Here is a 16,090-nt window from a genome sequence, read left to right as displayed (position 1 = left end):
CCGAGACCCAGGGCTCCCCGACGAGCCAGTGCCGCGCACTGACCGGGAAGGAAGGGGGCGTCAGTGGCGATGACCACGATCGCGGATCCGGCTCCTCCCGGGGCATGTTGGCGCCGCTCCCGAGCGAACCAGTCGTCGTCGCCCATCGGGTTCGGCGCCGACGATCGTGCGCCCAGGTCGATGCTGCCGAGCCGAAGCTCGTCGCGCGCACCGAAGTTCGCCTGGATGAGGACTCCGACGGTGTACTCGGCACCGCCGTACGCCACCGTTCTGGATGCCGTGCCGGTGCCTCCCTTGAAGCCGTAGCAGTTCATCCCCGTCCCTCCGCCGACGTTCCCCTCCGCCGGTGCGGCGGTGCTGGCCGCCTCCAGGGCCGACCACGCGTCCGCCGGCGTGACGTGACCGCCGTTGATGTCGTTGAGGTATCCGTCCCAGGTCTCCCCGACGACGGGCAGCATCCACTGGGCGGCGACGTGCGGGGCGATCTGCGCCACCCAGGAGTCGATACCGCTGTGCACGGCTCCGACCGCATGCGAGCTGGTGATCCCGATCGGCATGGACAGCGATCCGGACTCGTCGATCCATGCGCGGCCGGTGAGCTCGCCGTTCCCGTTGAAGGCGTGGACGGCCGCAGCACAGGGCACGCCCACTCCCTCGCGGCCCCGGGGCAGGACGGCGGTGACCCCGGTGCGGACGGCGTGCGCTCCCTCCCCCGCGACCATGGTGCGATATCCGACGGCCACACCGGGGACGTCGGTGATCGCGCCGTGGGTGCCGCTGCGTCCCGCGAACGGGACCCCCAGATCCCTTGCCCTGATACGCCTGCGTGACGACTCCGACGCCGATGAGGAAACCACCATGTACTCCACTCTGACCTGAACGTGTGTTCAGAGAGTATGTCATCCAACGCATGTTTTGCTTGACTTAACCCGGCTTTGCCTTTTGAATCACTGTTCAAGAGCTCGTACCGTCCGATACGCACCCTCCCGACAGCAGATTCCGGAGCCGCAGATGTCTCAGCCGAATCCCTCCGTCCCCACGACCACGACGCTCGCCCAGCGGCGCCTCGGAGTCTGGGCGATCGTCTTCTTCGTGGTCTCCGCCGCAGCTCCCCTCACGGTCGTCGCCAGCGCTGCAGCCACGGACTTCCGTCTCGCGGGCATCGGCGGCCCGGGCGCGATGCTCGCCAGCGGTGTCGTGCTGATGCTGTTCGCCTTCGGTTTCACCGCCATGTCGAGGCATGTGCGCAACACCGGCGCCTTCTACGTCTACGGCGCTCGAGGACTCGGCAAACCCGTCGGCATCGGCATCGTGTTCGTGACGATCTTCTCCTATACCGCCCTGTGCATCTGCTTCTACGGCTTCGTCGGGTTCTTCGGGGAGATGACGTTCTCCGCACTCTTCGGCATCGATCTGCCCTGGACCGTCTACGCGCTGCTGGCGCTCGTCATCGTCGGGGTGCTCGGCTACCGCAAGATCGATGTCGGTGCCAAGGTTCTGGGCGTCCTGCTCACGGCCGAGGTCGCCATCCTGCTCGTCCTCGCGATCGCCGTGCTCGCCTCGGGCGGCCCCGAGCCGATCTCGTTCGCCTCCTTCGCCCCCGAGAACGTCTTCTTCGCCGCCGGGAGCGGCGCGCTCTTCGTCTTCGGGTTCGGTGCCTACCTCGGCTTCGAGAGCACGGCGATCTACGCCGAGGAGGCGCGGGATCCGGCACGCACCGTGCCGATCGCGACATACATCTCGATCGCGTTCCTCGGCGTCTTCTACGCCTTCACGTTCTGGATCCTCACGGTCGCCTTCGGCATCGAGGGCGTGCTGCGCCTCGCCCTGCAGGACGACTTCCAGGACATGGTCTTCCACGCCGGCGACGCGTACCTGGGCGCCTGGGCGTCCGTGACGATGCGGGTGCTGATCGTCACGAGCTTCTTCGCCTGCCTCCTCGCGTTCCACAACGCCAGCTCCCGGTACCTCTTCTCGCTCGGACGGGAGCGTCTGCTGCCGTCGTGGCTCGCGCAGACCCAGCCGACGACGCAGGCACCTCACCACGCAAGCCTCGTGATCTCGATCGTGTCGCTCGTGGCCATCGCGGTGACGATCATCAGCGGAGCGGATCCCTTCCTCGGCTTCGCGCTCCCTGTGTACTCGATCGGCGTCGCCGGGTTGGTCTTCGCCCAGGCCGTGGCCGCCATCGCCGTGGTCGGCTTCTTCCTGAGAGGGCGGCGAGGCCACAGCATCTGGCGGGTACTGGTCGCACCGGCGCTCGGGGCGCTCGGTCTGATCGTCGGATTTGTCCTCATCGCGACCAACTTCGATCTCGTCACCGGCCTCCAGGGGCCCGTCAACCTCGCGCTCCTCGCCCCCACCCCCGCCCTGTTCGTGGCCGGCATCGTCGTCGGGATCATCCTGAAGCGACGTCGTCCCCGCCACTATGCTGAACTCACCACGCTCGTTCCCGACGACGAGTAGCGCCAGGCGCGAGGAGGATACGTGGCCGAGCAGCGCAAGCACGCCACCCGACGGGCGGAGCTCATCTCCGCGACCAGGCGCGTCGCCGGGCGCAGCGGTCTCCTCGGCACGAACGTGCGCGCGGTCGCCGCGGAGGCCTCGGTCAGCGCGGGGAGCGTGCTGTACTACTTCTCCACCTTCGACGAGCTGATGTATGCAACCGTCGAGGGTGTCCTGGAGGAGATGTACGAGAGACGACGCGCACTCGCCGAGAACGAGCCCGACCCGGCGAAGCGTCTGGTCGCTCTCGTCACGGCCGGGATCCCGGACGAGATCAGCGACCATCTGCGCATGGCGTACGAGAGCATCCCCCTGCTGCGGGAGCAGCCTCAGTACCGTCCCCTGCACCGCTCCATCGTCGAACGGCAGGTCGCCCTCTACAGATCGACGATCGAGATCGGCACGGCGCTCGGCACCTTCCGCCCCACCGCCGACCTCACCGTGATCGCACGGAACATCGTCGCTCTCGAGGACGCGTACGACCTCTACCCGCTGATCGGCGTCGAGCTGGGAGCGCAGACGTACCGGTCGAACATCCTCTCCTACGCCCGCACTGCCCTCGACTGCGACTTCGGCGGCTGAACCCCGCCGTCCACTCGTCTGCCTTCGGCGATGTCGAGCACGGCGGCTGCTCCCTGTCAATGCCCGTGTGCCCGCACGCTCCGCACGGCACGCTGACGCCATGACGGAGATCACAGGACCCGAAGCCCTCGCCCGCATCGCCGAACTCGTGGAGGACATCGACATCACGATGCTCACCACGACCGACGACGACGGCAACCTCGTGAGTCGGCCGATGTCGACCAGGCAGATGGACGACGCGGGCGACATCTGGTTCTTCACCGCTGAGAACACCGAGAAAGTCCACGAGGCTCGAAAGCACCACGACGTGGGCCTCGCCTACTGCGATGCCAAGGGCATGCGATACGTGTCGGTCGCCGGCACCGCAGAAGTGGTGCACGACCGCGCCAAGATGGAGGAGCTCTACTCCGCGTCGCTGGAGATCTGGTTCGCGGACGGCCTCGACACCCCGGGCATCGCCCTCCTCAAGGTCACGCCGAAGGTCACCGAGTTCTGGGAGCCGTCGAAAGGCAGGCTCGCGCTCGCGGCGGGTGCGCTGAAGTCGCTCGTGACCCGGGACACCCCGGACGACGACACCATGAACCACGGCCGCATCGTCTGCTGACGATGCGGCCGTGAAGGCTCACTGTGGGGTCAGTGCGCGGCGGAGAGTCGCGGCACGACCTCGTCGACGGAGACGGCCTCGCGCTCCCCGGTGGCGCGGTCCCACAGCTCGACCTGGCCCTCCGCGGCCCCGCGGCCGACGATGACGATCTTCGGCACACCGACGAGCTCGGCGTCTCCGAACTTCACTCCCGGCGAGACCTTCGGCCGGTCGTCGTAGAGCACGTCGAGCCCCGCGGCTTCGAGCTGAGCGGAGATCCCCTCCGCGACCTCGAACGCGACCTGGTCGCGGCCCGCGGCGACGACCTGCACGTCGAACGGCGCGACGGACGCCGGCCAGATGAGGCCCTTGTCGTCGTTGTTGAGCTCGGCGATGATCGCGAGGATACGGGTCACGCCGATGCCGTACGAGCCCATCGTGACGGTGACGAGCTTGCCGTTCTCGTTCAGCACCTTGAGGCCCAATGCCTCGGCGTACTTGCGTCCGAGCTGGAAGACGTGCCCGATCTCCATGCCGCGAGCGAGCTCGACCGGACCGGAGCCGTCGGGGGCGGGATCGCCTGCACGCACGTTCGCGATCTCCACGATGCCGTCGGCGGCGAAGTCGCGGCCGACCACCACGGAGTGCGCGTGCTTCTCGTCGATGTTCGCGCCGGTGATCCAGCTCGTGCCCTCGCTCACGCGCGGATCGACGAGGTAACGGATGCCGGTGGCCGACTCCTCGCCGAGCACTGCTCCCGTCGGCGACCACGGACCGATGTAGCCCTTCACGAGCAGCGGGTTGTTCTCGAAGTCGTCCGCGGTGGCCGTCTCGACCTCGGCGGGCGCGAAGGCCACCTCGGCGCGCTTCTCATCGACCTCGCGGTCACCGGGGATGCCGACGATGACCAGTTCGCGGGTGCCATCGAGGTGCGTGAGGGCGAGGACGACGTTCTTGAGCGTGTCCGCAGCGGTGTACTCGCCGTCGAGTTCGCGGTTGGCGTGAGCCACCAGCGTGTCGATGGTCGGCGTGTCCGGGGAGTCGAAGATGACCGGGGAAGCCTCGGCGTCGTAAGCGATGGCCTCTGGCACCGCCGTGGTGAAGGCCTCGACGTTCGCCGCGTACCCGCCCGCGCTCCGCACGAACGTGTCCTCCCCGACAGGCGTGGGGTGCAGGAACTCCTCGCTCCGGGAGCCGCCCATCGCGCCGGCGTCGGCCTGGACGATGACGTACTCGAGTCCGAGACGCTGGAAGATGCGCTCGTACGCGTCGCGCTGCGCCTGGTAGCTGACGTCCAGGCCCTCGTCTGACGAGTCGAACGAGTACGCGTCCTTCATCGTGAACTCGCGTCCGCGGAGCAGACCCGCCCGCGGGCGTGCCTCATCGCGGTACTTGTCCTGGATCTGGAAGATCGTGAGGGGCAGGTCCTTGTACGAGGAGTAGAGGTCCTTCACGAGTAGCGTGAACGCCTCCTCGTGCGTGGGCGCGAGCAGGTAGTCGCCGCCCTTGCGGTCCTGCAGGCGGAAGAGCAGGTCGCCGTACTCGTCCCAGCGCCCGGTGGCCTCGTAGGCCTCACGCGGCATGAGAGCGGGGAAATGCACCTCCTGCGCGCCGGCGGCTGCCATCTCCTCCCGGACGACGGTCTCGATCTTCGACTTGACGCGCAGCCCCAGTGGCAGCCACGCGAAGATGCCGGCGGCCTGCGGGCGGATGTATCCCGCCCGGATCAGCAGCCGATGGCTGGCGACCTCTGCGCCTGCAGGGTCTTCACGGAGCGTGCGGAGGAAGAAGTTCGAAAGACGAGTGACCACGGAGCAAGTCTAGTGAGCCGTGGTCACTCGTCTTCGACCGCGTCAGTTGAGAGCGGGAAGGTTCGCCGGGACGACGCCACCCGCGTAGAGGTCGGCCGCCAGCTCCTGCAGGGCCGTCAGAGCCACCCGCTGCGGAAGCGGGCCGTACGAGATGCGTGCGACGCCGAGCTTCTCGTACTCGGACGCGGCGAGGGCGCCGGGGATCCCGATGACGCTCACCTTGCGCTCGCCGATGCCCTCGACGAGCTGGCGGGTCACGTTCATGTCGAGGATGCCGGGGACGAAGACCGCCGTCGCGCCGGCATCGAGGTAGGCGCGACCACGCTGGATCGCATCGGCGATGCTCTCCTGCACGGGGCGACCGCCGGCGCGGACGAACGCATCGGTGCGGGCGTTGAGAGCGAAGGAGACGCCCTCCGACTGTGCGGCCTTCACGATCGCCTCCACCGCTGCGACGGACTCGTCGAGCGGCTTGAGGCGATCCTCGACGTTCGCACCGACGACGCCGACTCCGATCGCGAGGCGGGTGGTCTCTCCCGCATCCCCGTACCCGTCGTCGAGGTCTGCCGTGACGGGCACCTGGACGGCGGCCGCGATGCGACCCACCATGTCGATCATGATGTCGCGAGGCGTCGAGCCGTCCTCGTAGCCGAACGATGCGGCGATCCCGTGTCCGGCCGTCGCGATCGCCTTCGTCTCGGGAAGAGCGGCGACCGCTCGTGCGGAGACGACGTCCCACACGTTGACGACACGGAGGATCTCCGGTGCGTCGTAGAGTCCGACGAGGGTCTGGGCTTTGGCTGCAGTGATCATGACTCCACGCTAACGCGGGATGGCTTCGGCAGGGCCGGTTCGCCCGCACCCGCGCCTAGTCTGGAACCATGCCTCAGCGCCGATCGCACGTCGCCCCGTCCGCCGCGCAGACCGAATTGGCATCGGCGCTCGCTGCTCTGCGCGAGTCGATGGATGCGCCCCTCGACTTCCCCGACGACGTCATCGCCGAGGCGGAGGCCGCGACCGCCGTGGTCCCGGAGCTCGATCTTCGCGAGATCCCCTTCGCCACGCTCGATCCGGAGGGCTCCCGAGACCTCGACCAGGCCTTCCACCTCGAGCGCGCCGGAACGGGGTACACCGTCCGGTATGCGATCGCCGACGTCCCGGGGTTCATCGTCCCCGGTGGAGCCGTGGACGTCGAGGCGCGCCGGCGAGGACAGACCCTGTACGCCGCCGACGGCACGATCCCGCTCCACCCGCGCGTGTTGAGCGAGGATCGCGCCTCGCTGCTCCCCGACGCCGACCGTCCGGCGCTCGTCTGGACCTTCGAGCTCGACTCCGCGGGCATCGTCTCGGACTTCCGTCTGCAACGCGCCCTGATCCGCTCCCGCGCGCAGCTCGACTACGGGACCACCCAGGATGCGCTCGACCGCGGAGCGGACGGGCCCGCCGCGCTGCTGCCCGAGATCGGTGCTCTGCGGCTCGAGCAGGAGCGACTGCGCGGCGGGGCGAGCCTGAACCTGCCGGACGAGGAGGTGGTGCGCGGAGACGACGGCACCTACGCGATCGAACGTCGACGCCCGCTTCCCGTCGAGGAATGGAACGCCCAGCTCTCGCTCATGACGGGGATGGCCGCTGCCACGCTGATGCTCGACGCCGGAGTGGGCATCCTGCGGACGATGCCGGAACCGGATGGAGCGGCCTTCGACACGTTCCGACACCAGACCGAAGCTCTCGGCCGCCTGTGGACCTCCGGCGCATACGGGGACTATCTCCGGGCCCTGGACCGTACCGACCCGTTGACCCTCCCGGTGCTGGAAGCCGCGTCGTCGCTGTTCCGTGGCGCCGGGTATCTGGTGTTCGACGGCCAGGCGCCGGACGATGCCGTGCAGGCGGCGATCGGCGCCCCTTACGCGCACGCGACCGCTCCCCTGCGCCGCCTGGTCGATCGCTGGGTCCTCGCGATCTGCCTCGCGGTGTCGAACGGCGAGGCAGTACCCGGGTGGGTCCGTTCCTCGCTCGCACAGCTTCCCGCGCTGATGCAGGAGTCGGGACAACGGGCGTCGCGGCTGAACACGGCGACGATCAACAGCGTGGAAGCCGCGCTCCTCACGCCTCTGATCGGCTCGACGGTCGATGCCACCGTGATCGAGCTGCGCGGAGAGCGCGCTGCCGTCCAACTCACCGAGCCGGTGGTCACGGCGACCGCGCCGATTCCCTCAGAGGCACGACCGGGCGACGTCGTCCGGCTTCGCATCATCAGTGCCGATATCGGCACGGGAGAGGTCGAGTTCGCTCTCTGAGCACCCCGGCGACGAGGCCGCGGAGTCTCGCTTTCGTCGTTACATGATCACCGACCTGCTCGACGACCTGCGCGACGCGACAGACGCACTCGAGCGACAGATCGTGGCGGGTCTGCTCTTCGAGCGGATCGCAGAGCTGATGCTCCTGGATGCCGGTCGGTGGACTGCCACCGGCAAATGGCTGCCCCGACGGCTGCGTGATCTGAGCGACAGTCGCGCCGAGAGGTTGAGCGCTCCGCTGCTCGCCGGTGATCTCACTGCCTTCGCCGATCGTGTCGAAGACGAACTGAGGCGAGCGGGCGGCCGCGTGCAGGCGGGGTTCGTCCGCTGACGTCAGCGCGCGGAAGCCGCCACGGTCGTCATGACCAGCAGCTGAGGATCGCTCAGGTCCAGGCTCACGACGATGGAGGCGAACTCCGAGAGCGACTCCGCGTGCGTGCCCCCGCAGAGGATCACGGCCTCTCCTTCCGGGAGATCGCAGTGCCAGCGCCGCCGATCGACGATCGTGGGCCCTTCCGTCACGATGCTGCTCACAGCACCTGAGGCGACCCATGCCGCGAGCTGCTCATTGATCCGTCGCTCGCGCTCGGACAGGGTCGTGGCGAAGGTCTCGGTATCGAAGCCGGCCCGGCGCAGGCTCTTCCCGAGCCGGTACTCGTCGACAGCGCCATCTTCGTGGATGCGGCTGGACTGGTTGGCGCGACCCTCGAAGTCGGGGTTGCCGAGAGCGTCCTCCCCCGGTTCCTTGCGCCAGAGATCGGCGAGGGCCAGATCGAGCGCCAGCGAGGCGACATGGCATGCGGTGTGCCCGCGGCTGAGTCCGGCACGACGAGCGGCGTCGACGGTCAGGTCGGCTCGAGCGCCCTCCGTGAAGGATGCCGGGGCGGCCCCCTCGATCAGGTGTCCGACGAGCCAGGTCCAGCCCTCAGCACCGCGCTTGACGGGGATCGCGCTTCCCACTGCGAACTCCCCCTCGTCCGAGATCGCGGCCATGACGGCTTCGACCACTCGGACGGTGTCGTCGCCGACGGCGATACTCCCTGTGTCACCCGGCTGGTCGGGCCAGGTGTGGTCGACCGGGTGGAAGGGCGTCTCGTCGACCACGACGATCGTGCCCTCGGGCGTCTGCTCCACGCGGGCGATGACCCCGTCTCCGGTCACGGTCCCTGTCGGGAAGGTCACGATGGTGGGCGTCGACATGGTTCTCCTCGGATACGACGTCGGGGTCTCGAGATGGCGGCGAGTTCGACGCCCGCGGACCTCGGTCAGATCGGTCAGTGGGACGGCGGAATGGTGAAGCTGGCGAGCTTGTCGCCGTCGACCACGAAGATGCCGTCGGATTCGCCGTTGAAGACCCGACTCGCCCAGCCGAAGCGGATGCGCGTGGTGTCTCCCTCGGTCGTGGCCGTGAGCACGGTCATACGCGCGCCGGCACCGATCGCATCGCTGCCCGCCCATGCGCGGACCCCGTCGGAACCGGCCTTGACCGTGCCCCAGTCGCTGACGAACCCGTCGGCCGTGAAAACGGCGACGAACGCATCCGTGTCCGCGGCGTTGATCGCGTCGATCATCGCCCTGACGGGAACAGGGAGGGTGGAATCCGACATCTCGTGCTCCTCGCCGCTCAGACCGTGACGACCTGGGCGGTGCCGAGCGGCGCCTCTGGGCCCATCTCGGCGGCGATCCGGTTGGCCTCTTCGATGAGAGTGGCGACGATGTCCGCCTCCGGCACGGTCTTGATGACCTCGCCCTTCACGAAGATCTGGCCCTTGCCGTTGCCCGAAGCCACGCCGAGATCGGCCTCGCGAGCCTCACCTGGACCGTTGACGACGCAGCCCATCACCGCGACCCGCAGGGGAACGGTCATGTCCTTGAGGCCTTCGGTGACGTTCTCGGCGAGCGTGTACACGTCGACCTGTGCGCGACCGCACGAGGGGCATGAGACGATCTCGAGCTTGCGCTCGCGGAGGTTGAGCGACTGCAGGATCTGGTGGCCGACCTTGACCTCTTCCGCCGGCGGTGCGGAGAGAGATACCCGGATCGTGTCGCCGATCCCCTCGCCGAGGAGGATGCCGAAGGCGGTGGCGCTCTTGATCGTTCCCTGGAAGGCGGGTCCGGCCTCGGTCACTCCGAGGTGCAGCGGCCAGTCGCCCCGCTCCGCCAGCTGACGGTACGCCTTCACCATCACGATGGGGTCGTTGTGCTTGACCGAGATCTTGAAGTCGTGGAAGTCGTGCTCCTCGAACAGCGATGCCTCCCAGACGGCACTCTCCACGAGTGCCTCAGCGGTGGCCTTGCCGTACTTCGCCAGGATCCTGCGGTCCAGCGAGCCGGCGTTAACACCGATTCGCAGGGAGACACCGGCGGCCTTGGCGGCCTCCGCGATCTTCCCGACATTGCCGTCGAACTCGCGGATGTTGCCGGGGTTCACTCGCACCGCACCGCACCCGGCATCGATGGCCGTGTAGATGTAGCGCGGCTGGAAGTGGATGTCAGCGATCACCGGGATCTGGCTCTTCATCGCGATGATCTTCAGCGCATCGGCGTCATCCTGGTGCGGTACCGCGACACGCACGATCTCGCAACCCGACGCGGTGAGCTCGGCGATCTGCTGGAGCGTCCCGTTGATGTCCGTCGTCTTCGTGGTGGTCATCGACTGCACGCTGACGGGAGCGTCGCCGCCCACGAGAACCTTGCCCACCTTGATCTGCCGTGACTTACGGCGCGGGGCGAGGACTTCGGGGATCTTCGGCATTCCGAGGTTCACTGCTGGCACCCCTCAAGACTACGCCGCCAGGATGCATGTGGGCTGGACGGACGCACCTACCCTGGAGCCATGGCAGTCATCCTCCTCACCGGCTTCGAACCGTTCGACGGCGCCGAGCGCAATCCGTCGGCGGATGCGGTGAACGCGGTCGCGGTCGACTACGAGGGACCGCACAAGCTCGTCATCGCGACTCTTCCTGTCGCATTCGAGTCATCCGCCCAGCGGCTTCGCGCCCTCATCGCCCGACACGCACCGGACGTCGTCATCTGCACCGGGCTCGCCGGCGGAAGCGCCCACGTCGCGGTGGAGCGCATCGGCGTGAATCTGATGGACGCGCGCATCCCCGACAACGACGGCGCCCAGCCGATCGACGTTCCCAGCGAGGCGGGCGGTCCCGAAGCGCGGTTCTCGACACTTCCCGTCAAGCATCTGGTGCAGGTCATCGACGCGGCGGGCATCCCTGCCCGGTCCTCGCTGTCCGCCGGCAGCTACGTCTGCAATCACGTGTTGTACACCGTGCTGGGGGCGGTGCGCCCCGACGCCGTCGCCGGGTTCGTGCATCTTATCTTCCCTGGTCGACGGAGACCGCGCCGTCCGGCTCTCCTCATCTGAGCGAGGAGCAGCTGGCTCGCGCCGTGCGCCTGGTCGTCGATCACGCCCTCGATGCCGAGACGAAGGAGCCGGGCGGCAGCATCTGGTGACGTCATGCCGCGCGGGTCATCGCGGCCGATGTGGTAGTTTCGGCCCCATGCTCGCGAACTTCACCTGGTGGCCCGCCTTCTAGGCGGTGTGTTCGCGTTCCCACGAATTCAGACCGCCCCCGGGGCGGTCTTTTCGTTGCGCCGAGCCGGAGCACAGCACAGGAGATACTCATGACCCTCTCGCGACTCGCCGAGCTCCGCGCCGATCCGACCGCGTCCTTCGTCCTCATCGCCCGCGATGGAGCCGACACCGTCGAGCTGCTCAGCGGCGACGTGCGGGATGTCGACCTGCTCGCCGACATCCCCCTCGCCGTCGACGGCACGCCTCGTGAGGTGTTCGCGATGGTCCCCTACCGCCAGGTTCGCGAGCGCGGCTTCGTCGCCCAGGACGACGCCGCACCGCTGCGGTGCGTGGTCGTCGACGAGCACCTGCACCTTCCGACCGCCGAGCTCCTCTCCGCGCTGCCGAGTGAGCCGGTCGCCTTGCACGACGAGGGCTTCGACATCGCCGACGCAGAGTATGCGGCGATCGTCGAGAACGTCATCGCGGACGAGATCGGCCGCGGAGAGGGCGCGAACTTCGTCATCCGCAGGGACTTCACCGCGAATGTCGACGTCGATGACCGGACGGCGGCCCTGACCTGGTTCCGTGCGCTGCTCACACACGAGCGCGGTGCGTACTGGACCTTCGCGGTCTTCACCCCCGGTCACATCGCCGTCGGCGCCAGTCCCGAAGCGCATGTGGTCGCCCAGGGCGGCATCGTCACCATGAACCCGATCTCCGGAACCTTCCGTCACCCGGCGGGTGGGGCGACGAAGGAGACGCTGGTCGACTTCCTCGCCTCTACGAAGGAGACCGAGGAGCTGTTCATGGTCGTGGACGAGGAGCTCAAGATGATGAGCGCCGTCTGCTCCGACGGAGGACGGATCACCGGTCCGCACCTCAAGGAGATGTCGCGGCTCACGCACACGGAGTACATGCTCCGCGGACGCAGCACGCTCGACCCCCGCGACATCCTGCGCGAGACCATGTTCGCTCCCACGGTCACCGGCTCGCCCATGCAGAACGCCTGCGCTGTGATCCGTCGTCACGAGCAGAAGCCGCGAGGCTACTACTCGGGTGTCGCGGCGCTGTTCTCCCCGAACGCGGACGGCGGCCATGACCTGGACGCCCCCATCCTCATCCGCACCGTGTATCTCCAGGACGGCGCGCTCAGCGTGCCTGTCGGAGCCACGCTGGTCCGACACTCGGACCCCATGGGCGAGGTGTCCGAGACGCACGGCAAGGCCGCGGGTGTGCTCGGTGCCATCGGGGCGATCGACCGCGATCATGTGGCCGAGGCTCGCAGCGATGCGGACGCTCCCGGTGACGCGCACGCCCTCGCCGACGACCCGACCGTTGCCGAGCTGTTGGAATCACGAAACGCGCGCCTGGCCGAGTTCTGGCTCAACCCGCAGGGCGAGGAATTCACCGGTCCGTTCGCCGGACGCTCCGCCGTCGTCGTCGACGCGGAGGACCGCTTCACCACCATGCTCGCGCACCAGCTCCGTCATCTCGGACTCGCCGTGAAGATCGTGCCCTGGAATGACGCACAGGATGCCGACCTGGATGCCGCCGACCTGGTCGTCGCGGGCCCCGGCCCCGGTGACCCGCGGGATGCGCAGAGCGCCCGCATCGCCAGGATGCGCGACGTCGTCACCCGTCGCCTCGACTCCGGCATGCCGCTGCTCGCCGTGTGCTTGAGCCACCAGATCCTCGCCGACCGCCTCGGCATCGCCCTGACTCCTCTCGACGCACCGCACCAGGGGCTGCAGAAGTCGGTCCCGGTGTTCGGCGAAGACGCATCGATCGGCTTCTACAACACCTTCACCGCGCGTGTCGCCCCGGGCACGAGCGCGGTCGGCGACGCCGAAGTGTCCGCAGACGCGGATTCGGGCGATGTCTACGCGCTCCGAGGAGACCGTTTCGCCTCCGTGCAGGGGCATCTCGAGTCGATCCTCTCGCGAGACGGCATCCGGACGCTCGAACGCCTCGTGACCCACGCCCTCGCCTGAGGCTGACGGTCGCGGGCTGTCCGCTGCCAGCGTGTCGGCACTGTCGGCATGTCCGCCGCGGCAAGGCCGAGGTCCAACGCGCCGGGAAGAGACACCCCGAAGGAATCAGCCGAGCAGGTTCACCGGGTTGAAGAGGTCGGCGACCAGGAGCAGGGCACCCATCGCGATCAGGGCCACGGCGACCACCACGGTGAGCGGTACGAGCTTGGTCGCGTCGACGGGTGCCGGCGGGGGCCGACGGAAGAGCTTGGCCCATGCGCGCTTGATCCCGTCCCACAGCGCGACCACGATGTGGCCGCCGTCGAGCGGGAGCAGCGGGATCAGGTTGAACACGAACAGCGCGATGTTCAGCGAGCCCAGCAGCCCGAGCAGGAACGCGAAGCGGTTGAGGATCGGCGCATCGGTCGCGGCGACCTCGCCGGCGAGGCGACCGACGCCGACCACGCTCAGCGGGCCGTTCGGATCGCGTTCACCGCCGGTCACGAGGGACACGCCGACATCCCAGAGACGCACAGGGAGCGTGACGATCATCGATGCGACGCGCGCCGTGCTGTCCGCAGCCATCTCCGGCCCCGCGGTCAACGGCTGCTGCACGTATCCCATCTGCGCGCCCATGCCGACGTAGCCGACCTCCTTGACCACGGGCTTGCCTGCGTCGTCCAGGATCGGCTGGCCACTCGCATCCGTGATCGTGCGTTCCGCGGCGATCGGCGTGAGATTCAGCGACTTCTCGGCTCCGTCGCGCCGCACGACCATGTCGATCGTCTCACCCGGGGACGCCTGCACGATCGCGGTGGCCTCGGCGAAGGTCGACACCGGCTTCCCGTCGACCGACACGATCACGTCGCCCGGTCTGATGCCGGCTTCCGCTGCCGGAGACGCGGGATCATCCGGCGTGCACTCGGTCGCTGTGGAACCCGCCGGGACCACGCACTCGGTGACTGAAGCGATCGTGGTCGTCCCCTGCTGCACACCGATGCCGGACAGCAGCACGGTGAAGATCACCGTCGCGAGCACGAGATTCATGGCGGGCCCGCCGAGCATGACGACGACGCGCTTCCACACCGGCAGCCGGTAGAAGACGCGGTCTTCGGCGCCTTCTGCGATGGTCTCGTCGTTGGCACTGCGAGCATCTTGGATCAAAGAGCGGAAGACGCCCGACGCCGGACCGGAGTTCTTCGATGCCGGATACATGCCCGACATCGAGATGAAGCCCCCCAGAGGCAGCAGCTTGAAACCGTACTCGGTCTCGCCGATGCGCTTGGACCACAGCCGCGGCCCGAAGCCGATCATGTACTGGCCGACGCGCACGCCGAAGAGCTTCGCGGGGACGAGGTGCCCGACCTCATGCAGGCCGATCGACAGCCCGAGGCCGATCAGCATGAAGAGGATGCCGGCCAGATAGAGCAGGAATTCCACGTGCCAACGTTAGTGCCCCCAGCTAGGAATCCGCCCGGCGCTGCGGCACGACTAGGCTGTCAGCGTGAATGCCCGGCAGCTGCGACTCGTGCGTGCTGCCGCCGTCTCCTCCGTGGCGACACTGCTCGCGGCGCTGTCCCACACGCTCGGGGGCGGTGCGGCTCCGCATGTGCTGCTGATCGTCGCGGTCACGAGCCTGATCACCCCGCTCGCGGCTCTCCTGGTCGGAGTCCGACAGTCACGCGCCAGGGTGGCCCTCGCCGTGTTCCTCGGGCAAGCCGCCTTCCACGTCGTGTTCCAGGTGCTGGGCTCGCCCACCGTGGCGGCGCCGATCGCCGGCGGTGGACACGCCCATCACCTCGACCTCTCCCTCCTCGCATCGCCGTCCCCTGCTGCGGCCCCCGGCGCGCTCATGCTCTCGGCGCACCTCGTCGCGGCTGTGTTGACCACGCTGCTGGTGTGGCACGGCGAGGCGATCGTCCGGGTGGTCGTGCGCTGGGTCGATGCCCTCCTCCGACGTGCGTCCGCAGTGGTGCCCGCGCTACACCGCCGTCCGGCGCGTCTGCGCTCGATGGTCTTCTCGCCGTTCGACGCCGCGGTCTCGTCCGCTCTGCCGCGACGCGGACCCCCTGCTCTCCTGCGCGACTGATCCGTCGCACTCGAACACGCCACCCGGACACGCGTGGCATCCCTTTCGCGGAGACGCGCCATCGGCGTGCCCGCACATCGATCAGGAGATCTCATGACCCGCAACACCCGTACCCACCGTCTGCGCCTCGCCACCACCGGCCTCGTCGGCGGCCTTGCCCTTGCCGTCACCGCACCCCTCATGGCCGGAGCGCACGTCGGGGTCAGCCCCGACGAGCTCGCCGCCGGGGACCACGGCGTCCTCACGTTCTCGTTCTCGCACGGCTGTGAGAACTCGCCGACGACCGCGCTGCGCATCACGATGCCAGAGGGTCTCGCGTCCGTCTCACCGACCATGGACTCCGACTGGGACATCCAGGTCGAACGGGGCGACGACGGTCTCGTCAGCGCTGTCACCTACACCGCGGTCGCGCCCGTTCCCACGGATCTCCGCGGCGCAGTGAGCATGGGCGTCGGACTGGATGAGGACACACCGGAAACTCTGGCGTTCCCCGTCGTGCAGACGTGCGTCGAGGGTGCCACCGAGTGGACGCAGCTCGCCGAGAACGGCGAAGATCCGCACAGCCTCGATGCGCCGGCGCCGGTCGTCTCGGTGACCGCTGCCGCAGCGGACGGACACGGTGAGCACGCCGGATCCGATGCCGCGGCGGAGGCCTCGAGCCCGGCCACGGCGTCCGACCCCCTGGGCGTGGCGCTCGGAGCCGGAGGGCTGCTTGCCGGCT

Annotated in this window: 16 protein-coding genes; 9 read left to right on the top strand and 7 right to left on the bottom strand. The window is 68.5% G+C overall.

What is annotated here, in order from left to right; genetic code table 11:
* On the bottom strand, positions 1–860 hold an 860-nt coding region (locus tag DSP71_RS15745), incomplete at its 3' end, for a P1 family peptidase (protein WP_258546489.1).
* A 151-nt stretch (positions 861–1,011) separates the two neighbouring features.
* Here DSP71_RS15745 and DSP71_RS15740 point away from each other — a divergent pair.
* The 3 genes from DSP71_RS15740 (at position 1,012) to DSP71_RS15730 (ending at position 3,691) form a co-directional block, all read left to right on the top strand.
* Positions 1,012–2,466, top strand: a complete 1,455-nt coding sequence (locus tag DSP71_RS15740; protein ID WP_113681558.1) for an APC family permease — start codon at positions 1,012–1,014, stop codon at positions 2,464–2,466.
* A gap of 21 nt (positions 2,467–2,487) precedes the next feature.
* Positions 2,488–3,087 (top strand): TetR family transcriptional regulator, encoded by a 600-nt coding sequence (locus DSP71_RS15735; RefSeq protein ID WP_113681557.1) that lies wholly within the window; start codon positions 2,488–2,490, stop codon positions 3,085–3,087.
* A gap of 100 nt (positions 3,088–3,187) precedes the next feature.
* Positions 3,188–3,691 (top strand): pyridoxamine 5'-phosphate oxidase family protein, encoded by a 504-nt coding sequence (locus DSP71_RS15730; protein WP_113681560.1) that lies wholly within the window; start codon positions 3,188–3,190, stop codon positions 3,689–3,691.
* Positions 3,692–3,720: 29 nt separating this feature from the next.
* Here the strand turns inward: DSP71_RS15730 and DSP71_RS15725 are convergent, their stop codons facing one another.
* Together DSP71_RS15725 and DSP71_RS15720 are read right to left on the bottom strand one after the other, a co-directional pair.
* Positions 3,721–5,481 carry a proline--tRNA ligase gene (locus tag DSP71_RS15725; protein ID WP_113681556.1) on the bottom strand — a complete coding sequence of 587 codons (1,761 nt, stop codon included), beginning with the start codon at positions 5,479–5,481 and terminating at the stop codon, positions 3,721–3,723.
* Between the two features lie 42 nt (positions 5,482–5,523).
* Positions 5,524–6,294 (bottom strand): isocitrate lyase/phosphoenolpyruvate mutase family protein, encoded by a 771-nt coding sequence (locus DSP71_RS15720; RefSeq protein WP_058631275.1) that lies wholly within the window; start codon positions 6,292–6,294, stop codon positions 5,524–5,526.
* A 68-nt stretch (positions 6,295–6,362) separates the two neighbouring features.
* Here DSP71_RS15720 and DSP71_RS15715 point away from each other — a divergent pair, with 68 nt between their 5' ends.
* On the top strand, positions 6,363–7,778 hold the full coding sequence (locus DSP71_RS15715; protein ID WP_113681555.1) for an RNB domain-containing ribonuclease: 1,416 nt from the start codon (positions 6,363–6,365) through the stop codon (positions 7,776–7,778).
* 43 nt (positions 7,779–7,821) lie between these two features.
* Complete coding sequence (locus tag DSP71_RS15710; RefSeq protein ID WP_061016568.1) at positions 7,822–8,109, top strand: hypothetical protein; 288 nt, start codon at positions 7,822–7,824, stop codon at positions 8,107–8,109.
* 2 nt (positions 8,110–8,111) lie between these two features.
* Here DSP71_RS15710 and DSP71_RS15705 read toward each other — a convergent pair whose 3' ends face one another.
* From DSP71_RS15705 to ispG, 3 genes are all read right to left on the bottom strand, one after another.
* Positions 8,112–8,978: a hypothetical protein gene (locus DSP71_RS15705; RefSeq protein WP_113681554.1), complete on the bottom strand. Its 867-nt coding sequence runs from the start codon at positions 8,976–8,978 to the stop codon at positions 8,112–8,114.
* A gap of 74 nt (positions 8,979–9,052) precedes the next feature.
* Positions 9,053–9,385: a nuclear transport factor 2 family protein gene (locus DSP71_RS15700; protein ID WP_061016570.1), complete on the bottom strand. Its 333-nt coding sequence runs from the start codon at positions 9,383–9,385 to the stop codon at positions 9,053–9,055.
* Positions 9,386–9,402: 17 nt separating this feature from the next.
* Entirely contained in the window at positions 9,403–10,533 is a 1,131-nt protein-coding gene (ispG, locus tag DSP71_RS15695; protein WP_045265366.1) for a flavodoxin-dependent (E)-4-hydroxy-3-methylbut-2-enyl-diphosphate synthase, read from the bottom strand.
* 81 nt (positions 10,534–10,614) lie between these two features.
* Between ispG and DSP71_RS15690 the strand changes: the two genes are divergently transcribed.
* Together DSP71_RS15690 and DSP71_RS15685 are read left to right on the top strand one after the other, a co-directional pair.
* Positions 10,615–11,157: a pyroglutamyl-peptidase I gene (locus DSP71_RS15690; RefSeq protein WP_309472630.1), complete on the top strand. Its 543-nt coding sequence runs from the start codon at positions 10,615–10,617 to the stop codon at positions 11,155–11,157.
* A 260-nt stretch (positions 11,158–11,417) separates the two neighbouring features.
* Positions 11,418–13,301, top strand: coding sequence for a chorismate-binding protein (locus DSP71_RS15685; RefSeq protein ID WP_113681553.1), 1,884 nt, complete (start codon positions 11,418–11,420; stop codon positions 13,299–13,301).
* A gap of 105 nt (positions 13,302–13,406) precedes the next feature.
* On the opposite strand, the gene DSP71_RS15680 is transcribed toward DSP71_RS15685, so the two are convergent.
* On the bottom strand, positions 13,407–14,720 hold the full coding sequence (locus tag DSP71_RS15680) for an RIP metalloprotease (RefSeq protein ID WP_113681552.1): 1,314 nt from the start codon (positions 14,718–14,720) through the stop codon (positions 13,407–13,409).
* A 64-nt stretch (positions 14,721–14,784) separates the two neighbouring features.
* On the opposite strand from DSP71_RS15680, the gene DSP71_RS15675 reads away from it, so the two are divergent.
* Positions 14,785–15,369 (top strand): hypothetical protein, encoded by a 585-nt coding sequence (locus tag DSP71_RS15675; RefSeq protein WP_113681551.1) that lies wholly within the window; start codon positions 14,785–14,787, stop codon positions 15,367–15,369.
* Between the two features lie 93 nt (positions 15,370–15,462).
* A partial coding sequence (locus DSP71_RS15670; RefSeq protein WP_113681550.1) for a YcnI family protein occupies positions 15,463–16,090 on the top strand: 628 nt, incomplete at its 3' end.

The sequence above is a fragment of the Microbacterium sp. H6 genome (genome assembly GCF_003314775.1).
GTDB classification, from domain to species: Bacteria; Actinomycetota; Actinomycetes; order Actinomycetales; family Microbacteriaceae; genus Microbacterium; species Microbacterium oxydans.
Note: the sequence above shows the minus strand (reverse complement) of the source record. Positions and strands in the feature narration are given on the sequence as shown.

What these genes read in the sequence shown, in the direction of transcription:
- DSP71_RS15740 (WP_113681558.1), top strand. Translation starts at nt 1,012, where the DNA reads ATGTCTCAGCCGAATCCCTCCGTCCCCACGACCACGACGCTCGCCCAG.
- DSP71_RS15730 (WP_113681560.1), top strand. Translation starts at nt 3,188, where the DNA reads ATGACGGAGATCACAGGACCCGAAGCCCTCGCCCGCATCGCCGAACTC.
- DSP71_RS15720 (WP_058631275.1), bottom strand. Translation starts at nt 6,294, where the DNA reads ATGATCACTGCAGCCAAAGCCCAGACCCTCGTCGGACTCTACGACGCA.
- DSP71_RS15715 (WP_113681555.1), top strand. Translation starts at nt 6,363, where the DNA reads ATGCCTCAGCGCCGATCGCACGTCGCCCCGTCCGCCGCGCAGACCGAA.
- DSP71_RS15710 (WP_061016568.1), top strand. Translation starts at nt 7,822, where the DNA reads ATGATCACCGACCTGCTCGACGACCTGCGCGACGCGACAGACGCACTC.
- DSP71_RS15705 (WP_113681554.1), bottom strand. Translation starts at nt 8,978, where the DNA reads ATGTCGACGCCCACCATCGTGACCTTCCCGACAGGGACCGTGACCGGA.
- DSP71_RS15700 (WP_061016570.1), bottom strand. Translation starts at nt 9,385, where the DNA reads ATGTCGGATTCCACCCTCCCTGTTCCCGTCAGGGCGATGATCGACGCG.
- ispG (WP_045265366.1), bottom strand. Translation starts at nt 10,533, where the DNA reads ATGCCGAAGATCCCCGAAGTCCTCGCCCCGCGCCGTAAGTCACGGCAG.
- DSP71_RS15690 (WP_309472630.1), top strand. Translation starts at nt 10,615, where the DNA reads ATGGCAGTCATCCTCCTCACCGGCTTCGAACCGTTCGACGGCGCCGAG.
- DSP71_RS15685 (WP_113681553.1), top strand. Translation starts at nt 11,418, where the DNA reads ATGACCCTCTCGCGACTCGCCGAGCTCCGCGCCGATCCGACCGCGTCC.